Source organism: Mesorhizobium sp. M1169 (assembly GCF_040318345.1).
Taxonomy (GTDB): domain Bacteria; phylum Pseudomonadota; class Alphaproteobacteria; order Rhizobiales; family Rhizobiaceae; genus Mesorhizobium.
The window spans coordinates 19,480-45,226 of record NZ_JAMYME010000001.1; the positions used below are offsets into that span (position 1 = coordinate 19,480).

The following is a 25,747-nucleotide window of genomic DNA, read 5'->3' on the forward strand; positions in this document are numbered from 1 at the left end:
GATGAGACCGGGAAGCTCGTCTTCCACTGCAACAAGTCAAGCAGTCGCCTTCGTCCCGGCAGGACTTTGGGAACCTGGTGAAAGCCAGCAATTCTGAAACGGGCGCATTGATGAACAGCAAGCGGTCCTACCTCGATACACTCAACGCCGGCAGGCAACGCCGGCCGCACACGACGCTTGAAGAGCTCAACCGCTCCCTGGAAACTCTGGAGCAGCGGCTGGAGCGGACGCGCGAGGAGACGGCAAGCCACGCCGATCCGCGCCGACCAGCGGCAGAACCACGCTATCCCAGCGCCCAACCCTATGGCCAGCAGCGCCGGTATGAGGATCCACGCGCGCAGCGGCCGAAAGGTCCAGCAGCGGCTTTCGACCAGAATTACCAGGCGATCGCCCGCGATATCGACCGGGTGCGGGGCCAGGAGGACGGCGTCGCCCTAGCCGGCAAGATCGCCGGCGAATTGCGCGGCCTGCGCGAAGAGTTGCGCCAGCAGATGACCTCCGGCCTGCAACGCGAGTTCGAGGTACTGCGCAAGAATATTGAGCGAGCCTTCCAGTCAAATGGCGGCGGCAAAGGCAGCGCCGAACTCAGCGTCGAATTCGAGCGGCTTTCCGGCGCCATCCAGACACTGGCCGAAAAAAGCGACGACAGAAGCGTCAATATGCTGCGGCTCGAGCTTGAGCAGGTCAAAGCCGCGCTCGATACGCTGGCGCGCGAGGAGAGCGTGCAGGCGGTCGGACGCCGCTGGGACGATTTCGACCGCCGCTGGAACGCTTTCGAGGATCGCGTCGAGGCCGATCAGCGCAAGCGTTCCGATGCACCCGGCCTGTCGGCGCTAACGGAGCGGCTCGAACAGATCAGCAATGCCGTCAGCAATCTGCCGGAATCGCTGTCGCTGCGCTCGCTCGAGGAAAAGGTCCGCACGCTTGCCGGAGCGGTCGACCATTTCGCCCGCCAGCAAGACAATCGCGGCGGCGACACATTCAGTCAGATCGACGAGCGGCTCGACGAGATTTCCCGCGCGATCGTCGCCTCGACGGTTGCCGCGCAAGCCAATTCGTTCGACCCCGAGCCCTTCGAACGCATCGAGAAGCGGATCGATTCACTGGCCCAGCAAATCGAAGAAGTGTCGCAGGATCGTCCGGGTCGGGAGGTCATCGACCGTCTCAACACATTGTCGAGCCGCGTGGATGAACTGGCCGGCCGAGCCAATCTGCCGGAACAGGCGATGGAGCGCCTTGCCAGGCAAGTCGCGCTTATTGCCGACAAGATCGACCACGCACCTGCCATGCCCGACGCCGACTACATCTTCCAGGGGCTCGAGCAGCGCTTCGACGTGCTGTCCAGCATGATGGAACGTCGCCAGGGCGACGCAATCGAACAAGGCAACATGCTGTTTCGCGACCTTGAGCGCCGGTTGGACGAGGTCGCCGACAGGCTGGACCAGCGCATGCCGCAGGTCGATAGCGCCGGCATCATGGATGCCATCGACGCCCGCTTCACCGCGCTGGCCAAGCGGATTGAGACGCGCGTTCCAGATCCCGCCAACGAGGCGGCGATCCGTGGCTTGGAGAGCCGGCTCGAAGACATCTCAAGCCGGCTGGATTCGTCCGCGGCACAGGTCGCCAGCATCGACCCGGCGTTGATCCGCAGCCTTGAAGCGCAGGTCGCCGGCCTGACGGCGCATCTTTCCAAGCCCGGCACGCCGCTGCCGGAATTCGACGACATCAGCCCGCGTCTCAACGAAATCGAGAAGTCGCTGGCCGGAACCCGCGATTCCATCCTCGGCGCGGCGCGCGAGGCGGCTGAGAGCGCCGTCCGCTCACTGGCCGGATCAAGCGCCAACACGGCGGCCGTTACCGGCCTCGCCCAGGACCTGAAGACGCTCGAGGCACTGACGCGGCGTTCGGACGAGCGCAATTCGAGAACGTTCGAGGCTATCCACGATACGCTGCTCAAGATCGTTGACAGGCTTGGTTCATTGGAGACGGGCGAACCGGCAAGCGCGGAGTTGAGCAAGCGTTTCGGCCGGCCATCCAAGATCTCGGTACAGGACGCACCGTCGATGGACCTCGACCAGCCGCTGCCGTTGACAGGCAGCATGGCCGATCTCGACGGCCGCGCCGCGGCGCTCGTGCGCGACGAGCCAGGTCCGCGTACGCCAGCCGAGGCCGCCGCCGCAGCAGCCCTGGCGGCTCTCGGTTCAGACACGACGCGTGAAAAAACCGAGCAAGGCGGCGGCAGGAAATCGATGTTAGGCGGGCTGGCGCGCGCCTTGAAGGGCAAGAAGGACGCCGAGATGCCGCCGCTTGCAGGCTCGGCGCAGAGCGCCGAGATACCGAGCGTCGATCTCGACGAGCCCCTCGACCCCAAGCTCGCCAACCGACCACTGGAACCCGGCTCCGGCGCACCCGACCTCAGCGCCATCATGAAGCGCGTGCGCGACGAGCGCGGGCAGCCGACCCGGGAAGGCGGCGCTGAGGCGGCGAAATCGGACTTCATCGCGGCAGCCAGACGGGCTGCGCAGGCGGCGGCCGCCGAGGCGGACGCCCTCAAGCGCCAGTCGACGATGAAAGGCCCGGTCAAGGCACTCAGGATCGGCGACCTGCTCAAGGCGCGGCGCAAGCCGATCCTGATGGGGGCAATCGCCATCATGCTGGCGCTTGCCGGCCTGCAACTGGGCAAAGCCTTCTTCTCCGACCCGGTCGAAGTCACCAACAATGAGGCGGCACCGGCCGTGGCCGTACAGCCGGTGGAAACCGCTTTGGCCAGCGTTGCCAGCGAGCCGAAGGCGGACGCGCAGACGACAACACAGGAGAGCGCGCCGTCGCCCACGGTCAGGCAGGCAGAGCCATCCGCATCGATGACCAAGGACGACGCGGCGGCACAAACCGGCCCCGCTACACCGGCAGCCGAGACATCGACGGCGCCCTCGGCTTCCGCGGAGCCCGCTGACCTGGCGGCGCAAGACACCGCGGCCGCAGTGCCCACGCCGGCAGCGGCGACGGCCAGCGACGCCGAGCCAATGGCTGCCGCGCCTGCTATAGCCACCGCTGCGACGCAGGACACGACCGGCACGATGCCACCGGCGGATGCTGCCGCGGCAGGCGTTGCCAAGATCGACGTTCCGGCCGATGCCGGTCCGGCCGCCCTGCGCGATGCAGCGGCGGGCGGCGACGCCAAGGCGCTGTTCGAGATCGGCTCGCGCTACGCCGAGTCTCGCGGCGTCAAAGAAGACATGGCGGCGGCGGCCAAATGGTATGAGAAAGCTGCCGAACTCGGTTTCGCGCCGGCAGAATACCGCATCGGCAATTTCTACGAGAAGGGCATCGGCGTCGCACGCGACATCAAGAAAGCGAAAACCTGGTACCAGCTTGCCGCAGCGCAGGGCAATGCCAGCGCGATGCACAATCTTGCCGTGCTGTTTGCGATGGCGGCGGATGGCGTGACCGACAATGAATCGGCAGCGCGCTGGTTCCAGGCGGCGGCGGATCTCGGCGTCAAGGATAGCCAGTTCAATCTCGGCATCCTCGCGGCGAAGGGCGTCGGCATGAAGCAGAACCTCGAGGAGAGCTACAAATGGTTCGCACTCGTCGCCAAGACCGGCGACAAGGATGCGGCGGCCAAGCGCGATGAGATCGCCAAGGCGCTGAGGCCCGAGCAGCTGGAGCGTGCGCGGGCCCAGGCTGAACTGTGGAAGGCCAAGCCGCTCGATCCAGCCGCCAATTCGGCCGACGTTCCTGAATCGTGGCAGGACGGCACACCGCAGACGACCGCCGGCATCGACATGAAGAAAGCGGTCCAGAACATCCAGCGCATTCTCAACAAGAACGGCTACGAGGCCGGCAATCCCGACGGCATGATGGGCCAGAAAACCAAGAACGCGATCATGGCCTTCCAGGCCGACAACGATATGAAGGCAACCGGCGCGATTGACGAAAAGCTGGTCAAGGCGCTGCTTGCGCGTAAATAACGGCGGATGCGTCGTTTCCGCGACGCCCTTGCCACAGATTTGCCTGTTAACTGATTGAGTTGTTTTTTGTTTCGGCGGTGCGGCGAAGTTTGACTTCACGGCCCGGCCGGCGCAAGAACGAGATAGCCTTCTGACGCAAAATGCCCGCAACGGTTGCATTCGCCAGGAGGCAAACTGATCGAGACTGACGGGTGGGCATCTATCTCCCGATCGCGGAAATTTCCGTCAACATCTTCGTGCTGCTGGCCATGGGTGCGGCGGTGGGTTTCCTGTCGGGCATGTTCGGCGTGGGCGGCGGCTTTCTCATTACGCCACTGCTGATCTTCTACAACATACCGCCGGCAATCGCGGTCGCCACGGGCGCCAACCAGGTCATCGCTTCCTCCTTCTCCGGCGCCCTGTCGCACATGAAGCGCGGCACGCTCGACTTCAAGCTTGGCGGCGTGCTTTTAGCCGGCGGCATCGTCGGCTCGACTGGTGGTATCTATGTCTTTGCGCTCCTGCGCCGGCTCGGCCAGCTCGACCTGTTCATCTCGCTGCTCTACGTCGTGCTGCTCGGCACCGTCGGCGGACTGATGCTGGTCGAGAGCGTCAATGCGCTGCGCGCTACTCGCAGCGGCGCCGCACCGGTGTTGAAGAAATCCGGCCAGCATAATTGGATCCACCGCCTGCCGCTGAAGATGCGGTTCAGGGCCTCGAAGCTCTTCGTCAGCGTCATTCCGGTGCTTGGGCTGGGCGCGGCGATTGGCTTCCTGTCCTCGATCATGGGCGTCGGCGGCGGCTTCATCATGGTGCCGGCCCTGATCTACCTTTTGAAAGTGCCGACCAACGTCGTCATCGGCACCTCGCTGTTCCAGATCATCTTCACCTCGGCTTACACCACGCTGGTCCACGCCACCACCAATCAGACGGTCGACGTCATGCTCGCCTTCCTGTTGATGGCAGGCGGCGTCGCCGGCGCGCAATATGGCGCCAAGGCTGGTCAGAGGCTGCGGGGCGAGCAACTCAGGGCACTGCTGGCGCTGCTCGTGCTGGCGGTAGCCATCCGGCTTGCCATCGATCTTTTCGTCACGCCGCCCAATCTCTATTCTCTGTCCGGCGTGGGCCTGAGCTGATGGCCGGCCTAAGGACGCTCGCGGCCGCCGTCTTGCTGTCGCTGCTGGCTGCTGCGCCACCGGCGAAGGCGCAGGCGCCACTAACCGAAAACATCCAGATCGGCCTTTCCACCGACAATGTCTCGATTACCGCCGGCTTTTCCGGCGCCGACCTGACCATTTTCGGCTCACTGGAAAATGCCGATCCGCTTGTCGCGCGGCAAGGGCGCTACGACGTGATCGTCGTGCTGGAAGGCCCGGCTCGGCCGGTCGTCGTGCGCCGCAAGGACCGGGTGCTCGGCGTCTGGGTCAATCTGGAGTCGGAGACCTTCAAAAACGTACCTGTCTCCTATTCGGTGGCGACGACGCGGCCGCTGCAGGACGTCACCGATCCGAACAGCTACAAGCAGCTGTCGCTTGGCGCCTCCAACCTCTATTTGCAGCCGGCCGACGCGGAGGACAGCCCGGCGACAATCGAGGAGTTCACCGCCGCGCTGCGCGAACGCAAGGCGGCGACCGGCCTCTACAGCGAGAATGTCGGCGGTGTGCAGTTCCTGTCGCAGAACCTGTTCCGCGCCACCGTCAGGCTCGCCCCAAACGTTCCGGTCGGCACCCATAAGGCCCGCGCCTTCCTGTTCAAGAGCGGCTTGTTCATCAAGGAAAGCTCCGCCCAGCTCGAAATCCGCAAGTCCGGTTTCGAACAGTCGATCTTCCGCGTCGCGCACGACTATTCCTTCCTCTACGGTGTCTTTGCCGTATCGCTGGCCATGCTGACCGGCTGGCTCGGACGACTGGTGTTCAGGAAAGACTGAACTCTCGTAAAAGTGGTTTCCCTTTCCGAGGGTATGGGTTAGACCGCGACCCCCGGCCCGACCGGATACGAGCTGCTGCTCCCCAAATCAGAACTACAGGAACGCACGATGCGACCAGCATTTGCCGGTATCGACTTCGGCACTTCGAATTCCACCGTGAGCGTGGTCAGGAACGGGCAGCCGCGGCTGGTGGCGTTGGAAGACGGCCAGGTCACGCTGCCCAGTGCGGTATTCTTCAATTTCGAGGACAACCGCACCTATTTCGGGCGACGCGCCCTTGCCAACTATACGGACAGTATCGAAGGCCGCCTGATGCGCTCGTTGAAGAGTGTGCTCGGCAGCTCGCTTGCCCACGAAAAGACGCGCATCAAGGCGCGCTCGATCGGCTTCATGGAGATTGTCGGCCTGTTCGTCGGCCATCTGAAAAAGAAGCTGGAAGAAGAAGCCCATGACGCGGTCGACAGCGTCGTGCTGGGACGGCCCGTGCAGTTCGTCGACGACGATGCCGAGGCCGACGCCAAGGCGGAGCACGAACTCGAAAACGCCGCTCGTGCCCACGGCTTCAAGCAGATCGCCTTCCAGTTCGAACCGATTGCCGCGGCACTCGACTACGAACAAAAGGTGACGCGCGAGGAACTGGCGCTGATCGTCGACATGGGCGGCGGCACGTCCGACTTCTCAATCGTGCGGGTCTCGCCCGAGCGCGCCCGCTCGCTTGACCGCAAGGACGACATCCTGGCCAGCCGCGGCATCCACATCGGCGGCACCGACTTCGACCGGCTGCTGAGCATCGCCCATGTGATGCCGCAGCTCGGCCATCTCTCACCGACCAAGGATGGCAAACGTAATCTGCCGGCGAGCTACTTCATCGACCTGGCGACGTGGCAGCGCATCAACCTGGTCTATACCGCGAGGGCGATGACGCATCTGCGCCAGATCCGCTACGAGGCGGAGCACGCAGACCTGGTCGACCGCTTCATCCACATCATCGAGCATCGTTACGGCCACGCGCTGGCGGCGCTGGTCGAAAAGGCCAAGATCGAGCTGACGGACCGATCGTCGGCCGATGTCGAGGTCGCGCTGCCCGAGGTGAGGTTCACGGCAGAAATCACGCGCAAGGGTCTCGAAGCCACCATAGCCAGGGACATTGAGCGTGTTGCGGCTACGGTCGAGCAGACCGTCCGCGACGCACAGGTGAAGGCCTCGGACATCACCGCGGTGTTCCTGACCGGCGGATCGACCGCGATCCCGCTGGCCAGGCAGCAGATCCTGGCGCTGGTGCCGCAGGCGTCGGTAATCGAAGGCGATGTGTTCGGCTCGGTCGGGCTTGGGCTGGCGCTCGACGCGCAGCGGAAGTTCGGCTGATCGGCTTAAAGCGGCGCGAATCTCTCAGCTTTGCCGCCAAGATGCGCCTTGAGCGCCATCTGGGCCAGGCTTGGCTGCCGGTCGCGATGCGTGATCATGGCAAATTCGCGCTTCGGCAGATCGACCGGCACGGAACGCAGACTGCCTTCGGCGACCGCGCGCGCGACGACGAGTTCCGAAATGATGCTGGCGCCGGCGCCGGCCTCGACTGCCTGGCGAATAGCCTCATTGCTCGGCAATACGAGGAATATCTGCAGGTCCGCGAACGAAATCCCGTCGCGTCGGGCAAGGTCCTCCAGCACCTCGCGCGTGCCCGACCCGCCTTCGCGAATGATCCAGCGAAGCCCGCCAAGGTCGGGATGTCCAGGCGAAACTTCTGCGATCTCAGGGTGCGAGCGCGCCACGACCAGCATCATGCGATCGATATCGACCTTGGCACGGCGCAAAATGTCGGATTCGGTGCGCCCCTCGACCAGGCCAAAATCGGCTGCGCCATCAAGTACATTGGTCTCGACCTGCCTGGTGTTGCCAATGCTCACGCTCAGCCTGACGGCAGGATAGGCTTCGTGGAAAGAGGCGAGCCGGCGCGGCAGCCAATAACTGGCGATGGTCTGGCTGGCAGCGATCGAGAGACTGCCTGATATCGTCTGCGCGACATGCTCCAGCACATTGTGGGCGGCCGCAGTCCGCTCGAGGACCGCCTTGGCCTCGGGCAAGAATCGGCGTCCGGTCTCGGCGAGCTCGATATTGCGGCCCACTCGGTTGAACAACTGGACGCCGTGCTGCTGTTCGAGCGAGCGGATGGCGGCGGATGCGGCCGACTGTGAGATGCCCAGCAACTCGGCCGCTTTGGTCATGTGCGCCCGTTCGGCGACGGCGACGAAGATCCGCAACTGGTCCAGGGTCATTCCGACACTAAGAAGCAAATCCGATTGGAATTACAAGAGCAAGTTGTTAGACGGATCGGTCGCTTTTGTTCTAAATTTTGACCCGAAATTGGAAAAAAGTCGCGCCAGAGCAGTCGAGGTAGAGTTGGTGGGGCGGTTCAAATCCGTGTTTGCGCACTGGACCCGCAGCCTGCGGCGGCGGCTCTTGGGTGAACGCTATCGGCCGGAAGAGCATTACATGCGCGGCCCAGGTCCGAAGACGAGAGCCAAGTTAGCGGAGCGCAAGAGCATCACCGGATCATGACCAACAACCTGCTGCGCGGAGCCAATTCGGCACCATCACAACGGCCGCTTGCCGATACGCGCGCGCCCGCTGAACGCGATGGTGTCGATACGTCGCCTGATGTCTCCGACAGCATCGCCAAGACCACCTGCTATATGTGCGCCTGCCGCTGCGGCATCGACGTCCATATCAAAGACGGCAAGGTCCGCTACATCAACGGCAACAAGGATCACCCGGTCAACCGCGGTGTGCTGTGCGGCAAGGGCAGCGCCGGCATCATGCAGCATTACAGCCCGGCCCGGCTGAAGAAGCCGCTACTGCGCAGCGGCCCGCGCGGCTCGGGTGAGTTCCGCGAAATCGAGTGGGAGGAAGCCTTGTCGATCGCGACAGAACGGCTTTCGAACATCCGCCGAACCGATCCGAAGAAACTTGCCTTCTTCACCGGGCGCGACCAGTCGCAATCGCTGACCGGCTGGTGGGCGAGCCAGTTCGGCACGCCGAATTTTGCCGCCCATGGCGGCTTCTGCTCGGTCAATATGGCGGCCGGCGGCCTCTACACGATTGGCGGTTCGTTCTGGGAGTTCGGCGAGCCCGACTGGGACAACACCAAGTATTTCATGCTGTTCGGGGTTGCCGAAGACCATGATTCCAATCCGATCAAGATCGGCCTCGGCAAGCTCAAAGCGCGCGGCGCCAAGGTGGTTTCAATCAATCCCTGCCGCAGCGGCTATAATGCAATTGCCGACGACTGGATCGGCATCCGGCCCGGCACCGACGGCCTGTTCGTGTTCGCCCTCATCCATGAATTGCTGAAGGCTGGCCGCATCGATCTCGAGTACCTCTTGCGCTACACCAATGCCCACATCCTGGTCGTTCAGGAGCCTGGAGCTGTCGATGACGGGCTGTTCATGCGCAATGGCGACGGCAATCCGCAGGCTTGGGACAGGGTGGCGAAGATGCCTGTCAATGCCAGCGATGCCGACGCGAAGCCCGCATTGACCGGCAGCTTTCTCGTCGACGGCCGCCGCTGCGTGCCGGTCTTCCAACTCGTCGCCGACCGTTATCTGGACGAGAGCTATTCACCGGACGCCGTCGCTGACCGGTGCGGCATCTCCGCCGACACCATCCGACGCATTGCCGCAGAACTCGCCCATGTCGCCTTCGAACAGCAAATCGAATTGCCGGTGGCCTGGACGGACTGGGCCGGTCGCCGGCACGAGACCATCAAGGGCCGCCCGGTGTCGATGCATGCGATGCGCGGCATCTCGGCCCATTCGAACGGATTTCACACTTGCCGGGCCATTCATCTGCTTCAGGTGCTTCTCGGCACGGTGGACGCGCCGGGCGGCTTCCGCTTCAAACCGCCTTATCCGCGGCCCGCGCCGCCGGCTCCAAAGCCCGCCGGCAAGAATGTGAAGCCGATGACACCGCTCGAAGGCATGCCGCTCGGCTTCGTCTGCGGACCGGAGGACCTGCTGATCGATGAAGGCGGCAAGCCTGTTCGTATCGACAAGGCATACTCCTGGGACGCGCCGCTGGCCGCCCATGGGCTCATGCACACGGTCATTCGTAACGCCTGGGCGGGCGATCCCTACAAGATCGACACTCTGTTCATGTACATGTCCAACATGGCCTGGAACTCGTCGATGAATACGGTCGAGACGATGGCGATGCTGACCGATATCGATGCGTCGGGCGAGTACAAGATTCCGTTCATCATCTATTCCGACGCTTATTATTCCGAGACCGTACCTTTTGCCGATCTGGTGCTGCCGGACACGACCTATCTCGAGCGTCATGACTGTATCAGTCTGCTCGACCGGCCGATCAGCCATGCCGACGGGCCGGGCGACGCGATCCGCCATCCCGTCGTCGAGCCGGACCGCGACGTCAGGCCGTTCCAGACGGTGCTGATCGAACTCGGCGCGCGGCTCAGCCTGCCCGGCTTCGTTGACGACGACGGCTCCGCCAAATACCGCGACTATGCCGACTACATCGTCAATCACGAGCGCACGCCAGGTGTCGGTCCGCTCGCCGGCTGGCGCGGCAGGGACGGGGCCTCGGTCGGCAAGGGCGAGGTCAATCCCGACCAGTTGCAACGCTACATAGATAATGGCGGCTTCTGGCACCAGGACTTCGCCGCCGATCAGCGCTACTACAAGATGGCCAACCGCTCGTATCTCGAATTCGCTGAGAGCATGGGCTTCATGCCGAAGGCCGAGCCGATCGTCTTCCAACTCTATTCGGAGCCGATGCAGCGCTTTCGCCTTGCGGCGCGCGGCCATGGCGGGGTGCTGCCGCCGGAGGCGGAGCGCAGCCGTATCGAGACCTATATGGATCCGCTGCCGTTCTGGTACGCGCCCTTCGAAGAGGCTGCGGTCGACAGCCAAGCCTATCCGCTGCACGCGCTGACGCAGCGGCCGATGCACATGTACCATTCCTGGGGCGGGCAGAATGCGTGGCTAAGGCAGATCACCAGCCAGAACCGGCTGTTCGTGCACAATCGGACCGCCGCCAGCCTCGGGCTTGCCGATGACGACTGGGTGTGGATCGAGAGCATCAACGGCAAGGTCAAAGGACAGATCAAGCTGGTCGACGGCGTCAACGCCAATACGGTGTGGACCTGGAATGCGATCGGCAAGCGTCGCGGCAGCTGGGGGCTGAAGGATGATGCGGCCGAATCCAATCGCGGCTTCCTGCTCAACCACATCATCGGCGACCAGACCTCTGCCGATGCGAATGGCAAACACTATTCGAATTCCGATCCTGTCACCGGCCAGGCGGCATGGTTCGACCTGCGCGTGCGCATCGTCAAATGCGCAGACGAGGAAGCAGGCTTCACCGAACCGCAGTTCGAGCGGTTCCGACAGCCACCGCATTTTGAGCCCCCGCCCGATAAGCTTAGTTTCGGCGCCGAATTCCGTCGGGAAAGAGAAGCTGCCAAATGACTTGCCTTCCCACCCACACCGACAAAAAGCTCGGCCTTGTCATCGATCTCGACACCTGCGTCGGCTGCCAGGCCTGCGTTACCGCCTGCAAAGAATGGAACACCGGCGGCCATATGGCGCCGCTAACCGACATCGACCCCTATGGCGGCAATGTCGACGGCGTCTGGTTCAACCGCGTGCACAGTTATGAGCACATCACGGAGATGGGTGGGCGCACGGTCAATTTCCCACGCTCCTGCCTGCACTGCGAGACGCCGGCGTGCGTCACGGTCTGCCCGACCGGCGCCTCGTACAAGCGGGCGTCGGATGGCATCGTGCTGGTCGACGAGGACAAATGCATCGGCTGCAAATTGTGCAGCTGGGCCTGCCCCTATGGCGCGCGCGAGTTCGACACCGATGTCGGCGTGATGAAGAAATGCACGTTGTGCGTCGACCGCATCTACAACGACAATCTGGCGGAAGAAGATCGCGTGCCGGCCTGCGTCGCTGCTTGCCCGACCAGCGCGCGGCATTTTGGCGATCTGGGCGATCCGGCATCCGCTATCTCGCAACTGGTGGCCGAGCGTGGCGGTGTCGATCTGATGCCGGAAATGGGCTATAAGCCGACCAACAAATATCTGCCGCCACGTGCCCACACCACCCGCGCCGCATCGGTGCCGGCGCCAGCGCTTGAAGCGGTGCGGGCCGAAGGCGGCTTCCTCGGCTGGGTCGACCGCATGCTCTCGAACTGACCCGTGCCTTCATGCATCCAGCCTTCTCCGTCGTCTTTTTCACCACGGCCACGGGCGCCGGTTACGGCCTGCTCGCGCTGCTTGGCGTGCTCGCTGGACAGGGCTTTATGCCGCCCGATTTCTGGCTTGGCCTCACCGGCATGGGGCTGGCGCTTGGCCTGATCTCGACAGGCCTGCTGTCGTCGGCCGGCCATCTCGGCCGGCCCGAACGCGCCTGGCGTGCCTTCTCGCAATGGCGTAGCTCATGGCTGTCGCGCGAAGGTGTTGCCTCGGTCGCCACCTTCGTGCCGGCGGGACTGTTCGGTATTGGCTGGGTGGTCCTCGGCCGTACGAGCGGCTGGGCGGCTGTCGCCGGGCTGCTCGCTGCCGTCGGCGCGGTCGCAACCGTCTGCACCACCGGCATGATCTACGCGTCGTTGAAGCCGATTGCCCAGTGGCACAGCCGCTTCACCCTGCCCGCCTACCTGGTCTTTTCGGCGATGACCGGCAGCGTACTGCTCAACGCCCTGCTGCAGGGATTTGCCGCAGGCTCGAATATGCTTCTGGCGGCTGCCCTGTTGCTGACCGCGCTCGGCTGGGGTTTGAAGCTGGCGACCTGGCGATACAATGACAGGCTGGAGATCCCGACCAACGCCAACACCGCAACCGGGCTTTCCGGCGGCACGGTGCGGTCGCTGGAATGGCCGCATATCGAGGAAAACTATCTGCTCAAGGAGATGGGTTTTCGCATTGCGCGCAAGCACAGCGCTAAACTCCGCCAGATCACGCAGGTGCTGGCCTTTGCTTTGCCCGCGTTGCTGCTGGTGGTGGCGTTCGCCTTGCCGTGGCCCTATGCGGCAGCACTGTCGATACTCGCCCCAATCGCCCAACTCGCCGGAATGCTGGTCGAGCGCTGGCTGTTCTTCGCCGAGGCCAAGCACACGGTTACTTTGTACTACGGCAGGTAGGTTCAGCCCGGCCTGAGCATCGCGTGGGAAATCGCGAAAATGCGCTCTGTGCCAAGCATATAGGCCATCAGCGTTTCGCGGCGGAACAGCCCGGCATAGGCGCGATCGAGCACGTTGAGCGAGCCGGTATAGGCGCCGAAAGCCGGCATGATCATGCGGCCGCCATCGCCGGCAAAGCAACGACGCCGCACCGAACGGCCTTGCTGCACGATGCGGGCGCAAGGATGCAGGTGACCTGATATCTCGCCTTCCGCCCTCACCGCCGAAGGCTCGTGCCGGAAGAGCAGAGAACCGATGGCCAATTCGCGCACGGTTTCGCCCGGCAGGTCGGCCGGTGCTTCCGGGTCATGATTGCCGGCGACCCAGAACCAGTCGCGCCCGACCATCAGCCCCTCCAGCCTTTGGCGAAAGCTCGCGTGCATACGTGCGGCGCCGCCGCCATCGTGAAAACTGTCGCCCAGGCTGATAACGATCGCAGGCTGATAATCGCCGATCACCGCCTGCAGCCGGAGCAACGTCGCACCGGTGTCGTAAGGTGGGACCAGCGTGCCGCGCCTGGCCAGTGATGAACCTTTTTCCAGATGCAGGTCGGATACGGTCAGAAGCCGGAATTCGGGAAAATAGAGCACGCCGCGACGGTCGCAGATCGCGCGTTCGCCGGCGATACGGACAGCGCCCGCATCCGCCAGAGGCGCAGCCATGGCGAGCGCGACAGTCATTTCGTCCCCATGGCCTCCTCGACCAGCGTGGCTGCATCCATCAGCAGCGTGTCATCGGCCTCGCCATGCACCGGCATTTTGCCGATCTCGAGCATGATCGGCACGGCGAGCGGCGATATCTGCTCGAGGTTCTTATGCATGATTCGACCTTGGACGCGCGAGAGCATCTCGGCAAGTCTGCTGACATCCAAGAGACCGGTCGCGGCATCGGCACGCGTCGCCTGCAAAAGGATATGGTCGGGCTCGTGGCTGCGCAGCACGTCGTAGATGAGATCCGTCGACACGGTTACCTGGCGGCCGCTCTTCTCCTGCCCCGGGTGGCGTTTCTCGATCAATCCCGAGATCAGCGCGCAATTGCGAAAGGTGCGCTTCAACAACCAACTGCCGGCGAGCCAGGCTTCGAGGTCGTCGCCCAGCATGTCCTGATCGAATAGCGCAGCCAGCGACGGTTTCTTCGCCCTGAACATATGGCCCATATCGGCCAGCGACCATATGGCAAGCGCATAGTCGGTGGCGACGAAGCCGAGCGGCTTGGCTCCCGCCCTGTCGAGGCGGCGGGTGAGCAGCATGCCGAGCGTCTGGTGCGCCAGCCTGCCCTCGAACGGATAGGCCACCAGATAGTAGCGGTTGCCGCGCGGAAAGGTCTCGATCAGCAGATCGTCGCGTTTCGGCAGCACCGACTTGTCGGCCTGAAAGCGTAGCCAGTCGGCGACCTGCTCCGGCAGCTTCTTCCAGCGCTGCGGATCGTCCAGCATGGCGCGGACCTGTTCGGCCAGGTACGTCGAAAGCGGGAATTTGCCGCCACCGTAATACGGCACCTTGGCGTCGCTGCCGGGTGCATTCGAGACAAAGCACTCATTCTCGCGGATACCTTCGAAGCGCAGCACCTTGCCGGCGAACATGAAAGTGTCGCCATGCGTCAGCGTTTCGAGGAACGCCTCCTCGATTTTGCCCAGAACCCGGCCGCCACGCGAAGCCGCGCCTCTGCTGCCGGCCTGGACATAGCGGACGTTGAGCGCCGGCACTTCGATGATGGTGCCGACATTGAGCCGGTATTGTTGGGCGACGCGAGGATTTGAGACCCGCCACAGCCCGTCCTTGTTGAGACGAATACGGGCGTAGCGCTCGTAGTTCTTCAGCGCATAGCCGCCGGTGGCGACGAAATCGATGACGCGATCGAATGTCGGCCGATCGAGATCGGCATAGGGTGCTGCCGTTCGCACTTCCTCAAACAGCGCATCGGCATGGAACGGCGCACCGCAGGCACAGCCCAGCACGTGCTGCGCCAGGACGTCGAGCCCGCCATTGACCAGCGGTGGCGTATCCTGGGCACCGAGATAATTGGCGTCGAGCGCCGCCCTGCATTCCAGCACCTCGAAGCGGTTGGCCGGTATCAGGATCGCCTTCGACGGCTCGTCCATACGGTGGTTGGCACGGCCGATGCGCTGCGCCAGCCGGCTGGCACCTTTCGGCGCGCCGACATGTACGACCAGGTCGACGTCGCCCCAGTCGATGCCGAGGTCGAGCGTCGACGTGGCGACGATGGCGCGCAGGGCGTTCTCGCCCATTGCCTTTTCGACACGCCGGCGCTGCGCGACGTCGAGCGATCCGTGATGCAGCGCGATCGGCAAGATCTCCTCGTTGACCCGCCACAACTCCTGGAATAGCAACTCCGCCTGGCTGCGCGTGTTGACGAACAGCAGGGTTGTCTTGTGGTGCTTGATCTCGTTGTAGATTTCCGGCGTTGCGTAGCGGGCCGAATGTCCCGCCCACGGCACGCGCTCCTCCGAATCGAGAATGGAGATGTCGGGCTTGGCGCCGCCAGTGACGACGATCAGTTCGGCCATCGGCCCCGGTGGATTCTGGCTGACCAGCCAGCGCCGCAATTCGTCAGGCTCGGCGACTGTCGCCGACAGGCCTATCGTCTGCAGGGCGGGCACAAACGAGCGCAGCCGGGCCAGCCCGAGCGACAGGAGATGCCCGCGCTTCGAGGTCACCAGCGAATGCAATTCGTCGAGCACGACATAGCGCAGGTCCTCGAAGAAGCGCCTGGCATCGGGCGCGGCAATCAGCAGCGCCAATTGCTCGGGCGTGGTCAGGAGAATGTCGGGCGGCGCCAGCTTCTGCCGCTGGCGCTTGTGTGCGGGCGTGTCGCCGGTGCGCGTCTCGACGGTGACCGGCAGTCCGATTTCTTCGACGGGTTTGCCGAGATTGCGCTCGATGTCGACCGCCAGCGCCTTCAGCGGCGAGATGTAGAGTGTGTGGATGCCTCGATGCGCCTGCCCCGGCCTTCTCCTCGGCCGGCCGGCCAGTTCGGTCAGCGATGGCAAGAACCCGGCCAGCGTCTTGCCGGCGCCGGTCGGGGCGATTAGCAATACCGACCGGCCGCCCTGGGCTTTGGCCAGCAAATCGATCTGGTGGGCGCGCGGCGACCAGCCCTTTTCCGCAAACCATTTGACAAATGGCTCGGGCAGGACGACGGCGGCATTCTGTTCGGCAAGGCGCGGCTGCTCTGTCACGCGCCAGACGTAGCGCGGCGGCGCGCAATCGCCAAGCAGAATCAGAACAAAAGGTGATCGATTGCGCTACGGCCGGCGAAACCCGGTCGGTCCGCCATAGAGATAGCCGATACGGGCGACCGCCTCCCTCAGTCCTTCACGCGACACCAGCATGGTGTGGCCGTTGGCGTGGATCATGGTCTCCGGATCTGTCATGATCGCGACGTGGCCTTTCCAGAAGACCAGGTCGCCGCGCCGCAACCCGGCAAAATCCGGCCCGGGTTCGAGTGGCTCGCCGACGGTCGCCGCCTGCATGTCGGTGTCGCGCAGCACTTGCCTGCCAGCCATGTGCATTGCAAGTTGCACGAGACCGGAACAATCGATGCCGAAGCCGGAGACGCCGCCCCACAGATAGGGCGTGCCGAGAAACGCCTCGGCGACCGCGACGTAGTCGGGATGAACCTCGGCGACCGGCCTGAGATGACCCGAGATGACCGCCTGGCCGGACGGCAGCAGAGCATAATGCGTGCCGCGCGTTTCCGCTGAGCCCGTCACCGCCACCAATGACCCCATCGAGAGCTCCCCGCTCACCGGGAACCGCAAATCCGGTCCCGGATAGAGGAAAGTGCGCGGCACCGAGACAACATGGGTGGGCGCATGCTCCCGACCGCCCAGCACGGTGTCGGCGACATAGCCGACATAGCCGTCGCGCTCGGCCTGTATCCAGGCCCAGCCCTCAACGTCCTCGAAGACGAGGACATCTTCGCCGAACAGAAGCTGGGTATCGACGCCGGCGTCCGGCCGCGGCGCCTTGCGGATGTCGGCGACGGAGGCTGATATGCGAGCCGGCCGGCCGGCGACGAAACGGTCGGCGGCGACCTCGCCTCGCAGCCTGGCGTCGGCGAGATCGGAGCGGAAGGCATGGAGGCGGGCATCCCTGGCGGTCAAATCGGCAACTCGTTCAAATGGGCAACTCTTGGGCTCTGGCAATGATAACATCGCCAAAGCGCTCGACAAAGAGCGCGCCTTCGACTGTGCGCCTGACCAGCACGTTGCGCTTGTCGAGCTCGTCGCGGTGACGCGACACCAGTTTCAGCGCCCCCATCGTATCGAGCGCACGGGTGATCACCGGCTTGGTGACGTTGAGGCGGGCGGCTAACCCCCGTACCGTGTGCGGCGGCGGATCGAGATAGATGGTGAACAGGATCGCCGTCTGGCGCATGGTGAGATCGGGCGCGTCGTCGCGCACCTCCGACAGCACCACCTGTTGCCATAGTCGCAACGCTTGGCTTGGACGCATGATAATCGACATCCGTCCAGCATGACGGAAAATTGTTTCGGTTCCGTTTCAGTCAATAACCTTCGTCGGCTATGCCCGAGAATCAGCCGTAGCGGTTCGAAATGACCTGCTCCAGCGCCCGGATGCCTTGCGCTTCGCCACCGGCAAGGCCGTGCGGGCGGTCGAACGGGTTCCAGGCGAAGATGTCGACATGCGCCCAGCCGGCGGTCTTTTCCACGAAGCGCTTCAGGAAAAGCGCCGCGGTGATCGAGCCGGCGAAACCGTCCGGCGTGACGTTGTTGACGTCGGCCACCTTCGACGCCAGCTTGGCGTCATAGGGCTTCCACAACGGCATCCGCCATAGCGGATCCTCGACCGCAACGGAGGCGTCCGCCAGCTCGGATGCAAGCGTCTCGTCACCGGTATAGAACGGCGGCAAGTCGGGACCGAGCGCAACACGGGCAGCGCCTGTCAGCGTTGCCATATCGACCAGCATCTGCGGCTCTTCGTCATCGGCCAAGGCCAGGGCATCGGCGAGCACCAGCCGTCCTTCGGCGTCGGTGTTGCCGATTTCGACGGTAAGTCCCTTGCGGCTCACCAGCACGTCGCCTGGCCGGAAGGCGTTGCCGGCTATCGAATTCTCGACAGCCGGGATGAGCACGCGCAGCCGAACCTTCAACCCGGTGGCCATGATCATGGAAGCGAGACCCAGCACGTTGGCAGCGCCACCCATGTCCTTCTTCATCAAAAGCATGCCCGAGGACGGCTTGATGTCGAGACCGCCTGTATCGAAGCAGACGCCCTTGCCGACCAGCGTTATCTTGGGGGCATTGTTCGGCCCCCAAATCATGTCGATCAGGCGTGGCGCGTCGGCAGAAGCCCGACCGACGGCGTGGATCATCGGAAAGTTGGCGGTAAGAAGATCGTCGCCTTTGGTCACCGATATTTCGGCCTTGTGCGTCGCGGCCAAGGTCCGGGCGGCCTTCTCCAACTGCCCGGGGCCCATATCGCTGGTCGGCGTGTTAACCAGATCGCGCGCCAGGAAAATGCCATCGGCGAGGCGGCGGATGCGGGCGGCGTCGGTGCCTGCCGGCAACGCGAGGCGAAGCGTCTTGCCTGGCTTCTTGCCGTAGCGGGTGAAGACATAGCCGCCGAGCGCCACGGCGAGTGCCGTAAGCTCCGGCTTGGCCGGTGCGGACGCAAAATGCCACTCGCCTGCGGGCAAGGCTCTCGCTAGTGCGCCGATGGCCAGTGCGCCCTCGCCATCACCGGTGCCGAACAGGGCTCCGGCAATCGCGCCGTTGTCGCCAGGCACGATCAGCGTCCTGCCGGCCTCGCCGGAAAAGCCGTTGGCCTTGGCCCAGGCGACCGAGGATGGCGCAAGGCCCGCCGCCGCCAGAGCATCCTTCGCCACCAGATGGACCGGCAGCGCATTGCTCAATTCTTTCTCGACGAGTTCGACAGGCATTCGCTGGCCTCCGGCTTCCGAGTCGGCGTTTCTTAACTCTCCGTTAGGGTTAACAGAATATTTCTGCGGGAGGAAAGATGACCTCGCAAATGGTCACGCGCATGAACGGAGCCCTGGTGCCGATGCCGACCAACCGCAGGATGAACGCCAGCGCAAATAGGCTGATCACCACGGCGTTGATGATGGTGCTTGCTGCAGGCGTCGCCGGCTGCGGAACCAGCAAATTGACGACTGGCTCGATTTCTCGTCCAAGCGGCAAGCCGCTGGAAACAATGTCCGCGGGCGAACTGCACAACGCTACGATGGCGCTCGGCCAGTCCTATTCGAAAAACCCCAGCGACAAGCGGATCGCGACAAATTATGCCGCGGCGCTGCAGATGGACGGCGACGCGGACCAATCGCTTGCGGTGATGCGCAAGCTGGCGATCGCCTTGCCGAAGGACCGCGACGTGCTCGCCGCCTATGGCAAGGCGCTTGCCGCCAACGGACAGTTCGAGCCGGCACTCGATGCCGTGCGCCGCGCCCAGACGCCCGAATATCCTGACTGGAAACTGGTATCGGCGGAAGCTGCTATTCTCGACCAGCTCGGCCAGAAGGACGAGGCGCGCCAAGGCTATCGCAAGGCGCTTGACCTCAGGCCGAACGAACCGTCAATCCTTTCCAATCTCGGCATGTCGTACGTGCTGGAAGGTGATTTGCGCACAGCCGAAACCTATATGCGCTCAGCCGCCCAGCAGCCGAATGCAGACAGCCGCGTCCGCCAGAACCTTGCGCTGGTCGTCGGTCTGCAAGGCCGTTTCGACGAGGCAGAGAAGATCGCCTCGCAAGAGCTGTCGCCGGATCAGGCGCAGGCTAACGTCGCTTACCTTCGCCAGATGCTGGCGCAGCAGAATGCCTGGAGCCAGCTCAAGGACCAGGACAAGGCAAAGCCCGCCACCAACTGACCGCTTCGAGCGCCGAACCGGCGCGCGAATTCCGCAACATGTCTAACGCAAAGAGCCGCGCTGCACCGGCAGCGTGGCTCTGAATCGTATCAGCGTTTCTGGCAACGCCGCTGGCGCTACTCGCTGCTTGATTTCGGCTGGTCGCCAAAGATGCCGCGCTGGCTCACCTGGATGCCGGCGGGACCCAAAATGATGGCGAACAGCACCGGCAGGAAGAACAGGATCATCGGCACGGTGAGCTTCGGCGGCAGCGCGGCCGCCTTCTTCTCGGCGGCATTCATGCGCATGTCGCGGCTCTCACTGGCAAGCACCCGCAATGCATGCGCCACGGGCGTGCCGTAGCGCTCGGCCTGAACCAACGCCTGGGACACCGACCTGACGGATTCCAGGCCAGTTCGGCTTGCAAGGTTCTCGTAGGCCTGCTTGCGCTCCTGCAGATAGGAAAGCTCGGCGTTTGTCAGGATGAATTCTTCCGCCAATGCCACCGATTGCGCGCCGATCTCATCGGCGACCTTGCGAAGCGCCGCTTCCACCGACATGCCGGACTCGACGCATATCAGCAACAGGTCGAGCGCGTCCGGCCACGCCATCTGAATCGATTGCTTGCGCTTGGTAGCGCGGTTGTTGACGTAGAGCACCGGCGCGTAGAATCCCGCATAGGCTACCACGATGCACACGAACAGCTTCACGAAAAGCGGCTGCTCGGGCAATCCGCCGAGCACGAACAGATACATCGCCGCCAATGCAAAGCCGATGAAGGGCAGGACGAGACGGAAGAAAAGGAAGCGCGTCAGCGGATTTTGCCCGCGAAAACCCGCCACTTTCAATTTCTGCAAGGTACCTTCATCCGCCAGCGCACGCCTGAGATCCAGGCGATCGACAATATTGCGCATGCCGACCGACTGTTCTTCGCGCAGGCCCTTGCGGCGGCGGTCGGCTTCGACTGCCAGCCGCGCGCGCTGCTTGGCGCGCAGCTCATCGCGCTCCAGCGCTACGGATTTCATGCGCGCCTTGAGCTGGTTCCCGCCAAAAGCGGGCAGCAGCGTGAAGACGGTCGCAAACACCGCGATGCCGACCAGCAGTGCGATCAGCAGGGACGGGTCGGTGAGAGTTCTGATGACGTGATCGGTCATACGCGAGTCCTAGACTTCGAAATTCATCATCTTGCGCATTACCAGGACGCCCATCGACATCCAGATGCCGGAACAACCGAGGATCAGATGGCCGGTGCTGGTGATGAAGAGGGGCATGATGTAGTTCGGGCTCGTCAAATAGACGAGAAAGGCGACGACGAAAGGCAACGCGCCGATGATCACGGCGGATGCCTTGGCTTCCATGGACAATGCCTGGACCTTGGCTTTCATTTTCTTGCGGTCGCGAAGCACGCGCGAAAGATTGCCCAGCGCTTCGGAAAGATTGCCGCCGGCCTGAGACTGAATCTGGATGACGATGCCGAAGAAGCTCGCCTCGGTGCACGGCATCGTTTCTGGCATGCGCATGGCCGCGTCAGGGATCGACAAACCCATTTGCTGCGAATCGACTATGCGGCGGAACTCGGTCTTGACCGGCTCGGGGGATTCGTTGGCGATCAGACGCACGGCGTCGTTCAGCGGCAGGCCGGATTTTACCGCACGCACGATGATGTCGAGCGCGTTCGGAAATTCGTTGAGGAACGCCTTGACGCGGTGCGCGCGGCGAAACGAGACGAACCAGCGGGGCAGACCCAAGACGCCGACCAGCAGCGCAGCCGGCAAGATCAGCAACGGTGCGCCGATGAAATATACAAGAGCCGTCAATACGACGCCGCAGACCGCCGAGTAGACATAGAAGCGCTCAAGCGAGATCTTCATGCCGGCCTGGCGGATTTGGATCTTCAGCGGTGGCTTCTTGACCAGGCTCTGATTGGACTTTTGCTTTTGATCGAGATCCTTCAGCGAATCCTGGACGGACTTGCGACGCTTGGCCGCTTCCGCCACGCGATCGCGCGACGCCTTGACGACGGAACGATCCGTCTCGGCGGTCTTGATCGATTCAAGCCGCTTGCCGACCTGCTTCTCGGTGCTGATCCGGTTGAACAGGAAAGCATAGGCCACCGCGCCGGCGCTGAAGCCGGCGAGCACGACGAATGCCAATACGGTGCCGTCAATTCCGAACATCGACCCTGGCCCCCACGCTTCCAGACGGATCAATCAGCGCGTTTCTCCATCGCCTCGAGCGCAACCGCGAGGCGCTGCTCCTCACCGTAGTAGCGGGCGCGCTCCCAGAAATGCGGACGGCCGATGCCAGTCGACACGTGCTCGCCCAGCAGCCTGCCGTTCGCGTCCTCGCCCTTGATGTTATAGAGAACGATGTCCTGGGTGATGATGACGTCGCCTTCCATGCCGATTACCTCGGTGATGTGGGTGATACGCCGCGATCCGTCGCGCAGGCGTGCAGCCTGTATGATCACGTCGACGGAGCCGACGACGATTTCGCGCACGGTTTTTTGCGGCAGCGTGTAGCCGCCCATGGCGATCATCGACTCTATGCGGTTGAGGCATTCGCGCGGGCTGTTCGAGTGGATCGTTCCCATCGAGCCGTCATGGCCGGTGTTCATCGCCTGCAGCAGGTCGAACACTTCGGGTCCGCGCACTTCGCCGACGATAATACGTTCGGGGCGCATGCGCAGACAGTTCTTGACCAGGTCGCGCATGGTCACTTCGCCCTCGCCTTCGAGGTTGGGCGGACGGGTTTCGAGACGCACCACATGCGGCTGCTGCAATTGCAGCTCAGCTGAGTCCTCGCAGGTGATGACGCGTTCTTCGCGGTCGATATAGTTGGTCAGGCAATTGAGCAGCGTCGTCTTGCCTGAGCCGGTACCGCCCGAGATGACAATGTTGCAGCGGACACGCCCGATGATCTTGAGAATCTCGGCCCCTTGCGGAGAAATCGAACCGAACTTGACCAGCTGGTCGAGCGTCAGCTTGTCCTTCTTGAACTTGCGGATGGTAAGTGCGGTGCCGTCGATAGCCAGGGGCGGTGCGATGACGTTGACACGGGAGCCATCAGGAAGACGCGCATCGCAGATCGGGCTTGATTCATCGACGCGGCGGCCAACCTGGCTGACGATACGCTGGCAGATGTTGAGGAGCTGCTGGTTGTCGCGGAAACGGATGCCGGTCTGCTCGACCTTGCCGTTGACTTCGATGTAGACGTTCTTGGAGCCATTGACCATGATGTCGGCAATATCGTCGCGGGCAAGCAGTGGCTCCAGCGGCCCGTAGCCCAAAACGTCGTTGCAGATATCCTCGAGAAGCTCTTCCTGCTCGGCGATGGACATCGCGAAATTCTTGATCGCGATGATGTCGTTGACAATATCGCGGATTTCCTCGCGCGCGCTTTCGGGATCGAGTTTGGCGAGCTGCGACAGGTCGATCGTATCGATGAGTGCGGCGAAGACCTGGCTTTTGGTGTCGTAGTAGGTTTCGCTCTTTTGGCGCTGGATACTTTTCGGCTCCGGCGCCAATGGCGGCGGCTCGACCGCACGGCGAACCGCCGGCGCGGCAGGCGCACCGGATGGCGGCAGCGTCGCCTGCCTGCCAGCTACAGCCGCTTCCACAGGGTTCGCGGCCGCCGGCGCCGCAGGTGCGGGTGCTGGCTGACGGAATTCCGGAATGGTCCGGTTGCCGTCGTCGCTGCCTCTTTTACCAAACATGATCGCTTACCAGTTCCACCGCTGAGGCATCACTTCTTGTTGCGCGAAAGCTTGCCGATCAGGTTGCCGAGGCCAGCCTTTTTCTTCACCTTGATTTCGCTGCGCCCTGTCAGCACATGGGCGATCTCGTTGATCATGGCGACGACGGGACTCTTGGCATCCATTTCACCGAGCATACGTCCGTTGTTGGCGGCATTTCCGAACAAAAGCGGCTCGAACGGGATGATCGACATCGGCGAAAGGCCGAGCGATTCGGAGAAGTCGGACGGCGTAATCTCGGGACGTTTCGGAACACCAGCCTGGTTGATCACAAGCTTTGGCGCGGGATCGTTCGGACGAAGCCGCTTCAGCATATCGACCAGGTTCTTCGTGTTGCGCAGATTGGCCAGTTCGGGCGTCGCCGTGATGACGATCTCGTCGGCCTTGACCAGCGTATTCTTGGTCCAGCCGGCCCAGACGTGGGGAACATCGAGCACGAGGAGCGGTGCGCTACGCTGGGCTATGTCGATAAGCTGGGTGAAAGCGTCGGGATCGAAATCGTAGACCCGCTCCAGGGTCGAAGGGGCCGCAAGCAGAGACAGGTGCTCGGCGCATTGGGCGAGCAGCCGGTCGAGATAGACCTCGTCGACGCGTTCCGGCGAGAAGACCGCCTCGGCAATGCCTTGCGCCGGGTCCTGGTCGAAATTGATGTTGGCTGTTCCGAAGGCGAGGTCGAGATCGGCGACAACCACTTCGGATTTGAAAAGGGACGACATGGCCCAGGCCGCATTGTGGGCTATGGTCGAGGAGCCGACGCCGCCCTTGGCGCCGATGAAGGCAATCGAGCGGCCGATCGGCTCAGCTTCCGGATCAACGAAGATCGAAGACACCACGCTGACGATGTCGGCCATCGATACGGGCGCGATGACATATTCGGAAATACCCGAACGGATGAGTTCGCGGTACAGGCCGACATCGTTGTAGTGGCCGACAACCACCACCTTGGAGGTCGGATCACAATGCTCGGAGAGCTGGGCGAGTTGTTCCAGCAACAGCTTCGGCTCGCTGCGTGATTCAAGCAGGATCAGGTTCGGTGTCGGCGCCGACTGATAGAATTCGATAGCGGTGGGGATACCCCCCATGTGCACCTTCAGATGGGCCTTGGCCATGCGGCGATCCTCGCCGGCGCGTTCGACCGGATTGGCTACGCCTTCGGTCTCGCAAAATGCCTGGATCGAAATGCGCGGGATCGGCCGCAACGCCTGCATCGCGGCAATATCCTGCTCCGAGGTTTCGCCGCCCGGTACCTCTGTGTCATAGGCAAGATTGCTCATTGTCATCACTTTCCGTGACTTGCGCGGCTTAGGGTTTGTTGAGCCTCAACACTCGTTAATATTCGACTTCCGAATTGCCGAGGAATTCGTCCGAAATACCTCTGTCACGATAGACGTCGATCACCGCGCCGCGATTTTCCGCGTCGATCGGCGTCGGCTTGCGTGGCCCGATCAGGTCGGACGGATTGGCCATCTGGGCAGCCAGGTTGTTCTGATACGAACAGCCGAAATCGGCATAGTGCTTGTTTTCCGAAGTCTGCAGCAGGTCTTCGGGCCAGCGCCCGCATTTATCCGTCTGGGCCTTCACCGAGACGTAGGCAACACGGACCGGTGCGGACGCTTCGGCCGAAACGGACTGATAGGACCGCATGGCGATCCGCTTTCGGCTGATGCCGCTTGCTATGGCCAGCCTGGCGAAATCGCGGGCGGCCGCGGCCGCTGCGATTTCGTTGGCCGAGCCACTCGGAATCTCGATCGTCAGTACCGGAGCCGCGCTCCTGTCGTACCCGTCCAGAAAGCCCAGGAGCGTCTCGCGCTGGGATCTGGTCATGCCGCGGTCGCCGGCGCCAACCGGAAGATCGATCTTCTGGATCTTCTCGGCGATGACGATTGGGTGAGTGGTGCGATAATCGTCCGGTATGGCACCCACGGTGACGCTGTCGCGATTGGCGCAGCCGGCCAGCAGTGCCGTCACGGCGATAGCCATGATGGGAACGGCCGGCCGCCAGATTCGCGAATGGACGGACCGTATCGCGGTGACTGCCATTGCCTTCGACGCTGACTGAGACATGTCC

General features: G+C 63.2%; 19 protein-coding genes. 8 read left to right on the top strand and 11 right to left on the bottom strand.

Annotated elements, in window-relative coordinates; translation table 11 throughout:
- Positions 1 to 110: 110 nt before the first annotated feature.
- The 4 genes from NKH41_RS00090 to NKH41_RS00105 all read left to right on the top strand — a co-directional run bounded on the left by NKH41_RS00090 (position 111) and on the right by NKH41_RS00105 (position 7,242).
- Complete coding sequence (locus tag NKH41_RS00090) at positions 111 to 3,971, top strand: peptidoglycan-binding protein (protein ID WP_352770816.1); 3,861 nt, start codon at positions 111 to 113, stop codon at positions 3,969 to 3,971.
- A 191-nt stretch (positions 3,972 to 4,162) separates the two neighbouring features.
- Entirely contained in the window at positions 4,163 to 5,086 is a 924-nt protein-coding gene (locus NKH41_RS00095; protein ID WP_023676949.1) for a sulfite exporter TauE/SafE family protein, read from the top strand.
- Entirely contained in the window at positions 5,086 to 5,877 is a 792-nt protein-coding gene (locus tag NKH41_RS00100; RefSeq protein ID WP_352448631.1) for a TIGR02186 family protein, read from the top strand. The genes NKH41_RS00095 and NKH41_RS00100 overlap by 1 nt, the downstream gene beginning before the upstream one ends.
- 108 nt (positions 5,878 to 5,985) lie before the next feature.
- A complete protein-coding gene (locus tag NKH41_RS00105; RefSeq protein WP_352770814.1) occupies positions 5,986 to 7,242 on the top strand; it encodes an Hsp70 family protein in 1,257 nt (418 codons plus the stop codon).
- Positions 7,243 to 7,247: 5 nt separating this feature from the next.
- Here NKH41_RS00105 and NKH41_RS00110 read toward each other — a convergent pair whose 3' ends face one another.
- Entirely contained in the window at positions 7,248 to 8,150 is a 903-nt protein-coding gene (locus NKH41_RS00110; RefSeq protein WP_352770812.1) for a LysR substrate-binding domain-containing protein, read from the bottom strand.
- 279 nt (positions 8,151 to 8,429) lie between these two features.
- Between NKH41_RS00110 and NKH41_RS00115 the strand changes: the two genes are divergently transcribed.
- From NKH41_RS00115 to NKH41_RS00125, 3 genes are read left to right on the top strand one after another with little or no spacing between them, the layout of a single operon-like run.
- Positions 8,430 to 11,360, top strand: coding sequence for a molybdopterin oxidoreductase family protein (locus tag NKH41_RS00115; RefSeq protein WP_352770811.1), 2,931 nt, complete (start codon positions 8,430 to 8,432; stop codon positions 11,358 to 11,360).
- Positions 11,357 to 12,091, top strand: a complete 735-nt coding sequence (locus NKH41_RS00120; RefSeq protein WP_352770809.1) for a 4Fe-4S dicluster domain-containing protein — start codon at positions 11,357 to 11,359, stop codon at positions 12,089 to 12,091. Before NKH41_RS00115 ends, NKH41_RS00120 begins: the two co-directional genes overlap by 4 nt.
- Positions 12,092 to 12,102: 11 nt before the next feature.
- Positions 12,103 to 13,038 carry a dimethyl sulfoxide reductase anchor subunit family protein gene (locus NKH41_RS00125; protein WP_352770807.1) on the top strand — a complete coding sequence of 312 codons (936 nt, stop codon included), beginning with the start codon at positions 12,103 to 12,105 and terminating at the stop codon, positions 13,036 to 13,038.
- Between the two features lie 2 nt (positions 13,039 to 13,040).
- On the opposite strand, the gene pdeM is transcribed toward NKH41_RS00125, so the two are convergent.
- From pdeM to NKH41_RS00150, 5 genes are all read right to left on the bottom strand, one after another.
- Positions 13,041 to 13,757 (bottom strand): ligase-associated DNA damage response endonuclease PdeM, encoded by a 717-nt coding sequence (gene pdeM, locus NKH41_RS00130; RefSeq protein WP_352770805.1) that lies wholly within the window; start codon positions 13,755 to 13,757, stop codon positions 13,041 to 13,043.
- Positions 13,754 to 16,276, bottom strand: a complete 2,523-nt coding sequence (locus tag NKH41_RS00135; protein WP_352770803.1) for a ligase-associated DNA damage response DEXH box helicase — start codon at positions 16,274 to 16,276, stop codon at positions 13,754 to 13,756. The genes pdeM and NKH41_RS00135 overlap by 4 nt, the downstream gene beginning before the upstream one ends.
- Before the next feature lie 66 nt (positions 16,277 to 16,342).
- On the bottom strand, positions 16,343 to 17,254 hold the full coding sequence (locus NKH41_RS00140; protein WP_502895698.1) for a C40 family peptidase: 912 nt from the start codon (positions 17,252 to 17,254) through the stop codon (positions 16,343 to 16,345).
- Positions 17,217 to 17,567 carry a MarR family winged helix-turn-helix transcriptional regulator gene (locus tag NKH41_RS00145; protein WP_023676939.1) on the bottom strand — a complete coding sequence of 117 codons (351 nt, stop codon included), beginning with the start codon at positions 17,565 to 17,567 and terminating at the stop codon, positions 17,217 to 17,219. Before NKH41_RS00145 ends, NKH41_RS00140 begins: the two co-directional genes overlap by 38 nt.
- A 70-nt stretch (positions 17,568 to 17,637) precedes the next feature.
- Positions 17,638 to 19,002: a leucyl aminopeptidase family protein gene (locus tag NKH41_RS00150; protein ID WP_352770799.1), complete on the bottom strand. Its 1,365-nt coding sequence runs from the start codon at positions 19,000 to 19,002 to the stop codon at positions 17,638 to 17,640.
- A gap of 122 nt (positions 19,003 to 19,124) precedes the next feature.
- Here NKH41_RS00150 and NKH41_RS00155 point away from each other — a divergent pair, with 122 nt between their 5' ends.
- Positions 19,125 to 19,946 (top strand): tetratricopeptide repeat protein, encoded by an 822-nt coding sequence (locus NKH41_RS00155; RefSeq protein WP_352470190.1) that lies wholly within the window; start codon positions 19,125 to 19,127, stop codon positions 19,944 to 19,946.
- Positions 19,947 to 20,062: 116 nt separating this feature from the next.
- On the opposite strand, the gene NKH41_RS00160 is transcribed toward NKH41_RS00155, so the two are convergent.
- Genes NKH41_RS00160 through NKH41_RS00180 form a run of 5 tightly spaced genes read right to left on the bottom strand, consistent with a single transcriptional unit; the run spans position 20,063 to position 25,743 of the window.
- The gene (locus tag NKH41_RS00160) at positions 20,063 to 21,079 is read right to left on the bottom strand and encodes a type II secretion system F family protein (RefSeq protein ID WP_023676936.1); all 1,017 of its coding nucleotides are present in this window, start codon (positions 21,077 to 21,079) and stop codon (positions 20,063 to 20,065) included.
- A 9-nt stretch (positions 21,080 to 21,088) separates the two neighbouring features.
- Positions 21,089 to 22,102, bottom strand: coding sequence for a type II secretion system F family protein (locus NKH41_RS00165; protein WP_352685699.1), 1,014 nt, complete (start codon positions 22,100 to 22,102; stop codon positions 21,089 to 21,091).
- A gap of 29 nt (positions 22,103 to 22,131) precedes the next feature.
- Positions 22,132 to 23,640: a TadA family conjugal transfer-associated ATPase gene (locus NKH41_RS00170; protein WP_352770798.1), complete on the bottom strand. Its 1,509-nt coding sequence runs from the start codon at positions 23,638 to 23,640 to the stop codon at positions 22,132 to 22,134.
- A gap of 29 nt (positions 23,641 to 23,669) precedes the next feature.
- Positions 23,670 to 24,953 (bottom strand): CpaE/TadZ family protein, encoded by a 1,284-nt coding sequence (locus NKH41_RS00175; protein WP_352770796.1) that lies wholly within the window; start codon positions 24,951 to 24,953, stop codon positions 23,670 to 23,672.
- A 55-nt stretch (positions 24,954 to 25,008) separates the two neighbouring features.
- Positions 25,009 to 25,743, bottom strand: a complete 735-nt coding sequence (locus NKH41_RS00180) for a CpaD family pilus assembly protein (protein WP_352770794.1) — start codon at positions 25,741 to 25,743, stop codon at positions 25,009 to 25,011.
- Between the last annotated feature and the right edge of the window lie 4 nt (positions 25,744 to 25,747).

Excerpts from the sequence above, each read along its gene's own strand:
- NKH41_RS00090 (WP_352770816.1), top strand. The coding sequence starts at position 111 with ATGAACAGCAAGCGGTCCTACCTCGATACACTCAACGCCGGCAGGCAA.
- NKH41_RS00100 (WP_352448631.1), top strand. The coding sequence starts at position 5,086 with ATGGCCGGCCTAAGGACGCTCGCGGCCGCCGTCTTGCTGTCGCTGCTG.
- NKH41_RS00105 (WP_352770814.1), top strand. The coding sequence starts at position 5,986 with ATGCGACCAGCATTTGCCGGTATCGACTTCGGCACTTCGAATTCCACC.
- NKH41_RS00110 (WP_352770812.1), bottom strand. The coding sequence starts at position 8,150 with ATGACCCTGGACCAGTTGCGGATCTTCGTCGCCGTCGCCGAACGGGCG.
- NKH41_RS00115 (WP_352770811.1), top strand. The coding sequence starts at position 8,430 with ATGACCAACAACCTGCTGCGCGGAGCCAATTCGGCACCATCACAACGG.
- NKH41_RS00120 (WP_352770809.1), top strand. The coding sequence starts at position 11,357 with ATGACTTGCCTTCCCACCCACACCGACAAAAAGCTCGGCCTTGTCATC.
- NKH41_RS00125 (WP_352770807.1), top strand. The coding sequence starts at position 12,103 with ATGCATCCAGCCTTCTCCGTCGTCTTTTTCACCACGGCCACGGGCGCC.
- pdeM (WP_352770805.1), bottom strand. The coding sequence starts at position 13,757 with ATGACTGTCGCGCTCGCCATGGCTGCGCCTCTGGCGGATGCGGGCGCT.
- NKH41_RS00140 (WP_502895698.1), bottom strand. The coding sequence starts at position 17,254 with ATGTTATCATTGCCAGAGCCCAAGAGTTGCCCATTTGAACGAGTTGCC.
- NKH41_RS00145 (WP_023676939.1), bottom strand. The coding sequence starts at position 17,567 with ATGTCGATTATCATGCGTCCAAGCCAAGCGTTGCGACTATGGCAACAG.
- NKH41_RS00150 (WP_352770799.1), bottom strand. The coding sequence starts at position 19,002 with ATGCCTGTCGAACTCGTCGAGAAAGAATTGAGCAATGCGCTGCCGGTC.
- NKH41_RS00155 (WP_352470190.1), top strand. The coding sequence starts at position 19,125 with ATGCCGACCAACCGCAGGATGAACGCCAGCGCAAATAGGCTGATCACC.
- NKH41_RS00160 (WP_023676936.1), bottom strand. The coding sequence starts at position 21,079 with ATGACCGATCACGTCATCAGAACTCTCACCGACCCGTCCCTGCTGATC.
- NKH41_RS00165 (WP_352685699.1), bottom strand. The coding sequence starts at position 22,102 with ATGTTCGGAATTGACGGCACCGTATTGGCATTCGTCGTGCTCGCCGGC.
- NKH41_RS00170 (WP_352770798.1), bottom strand. The coding sequence starts at position 23,640 with ATGTTTGGTAAAAGAGGCAGCGACGACGGCAACCGGACCATTCCGGAA.
- NKH41_RS00175 (WP_352770796.1), bottom strand. The coding sequence starts at position 24,953 with ATGAGCAATCTTGCCTATGACACAGAGGTACCGGGCGGCGAAACCTCG.
- NKH41_RS00180 (WP_352770794.1), bottom strand. The coding sequence starts at position 25,743 with ATGTCTCAGTCAGCGTCGAAGGCAATGGCAGTCACCGCGATACGGTCC.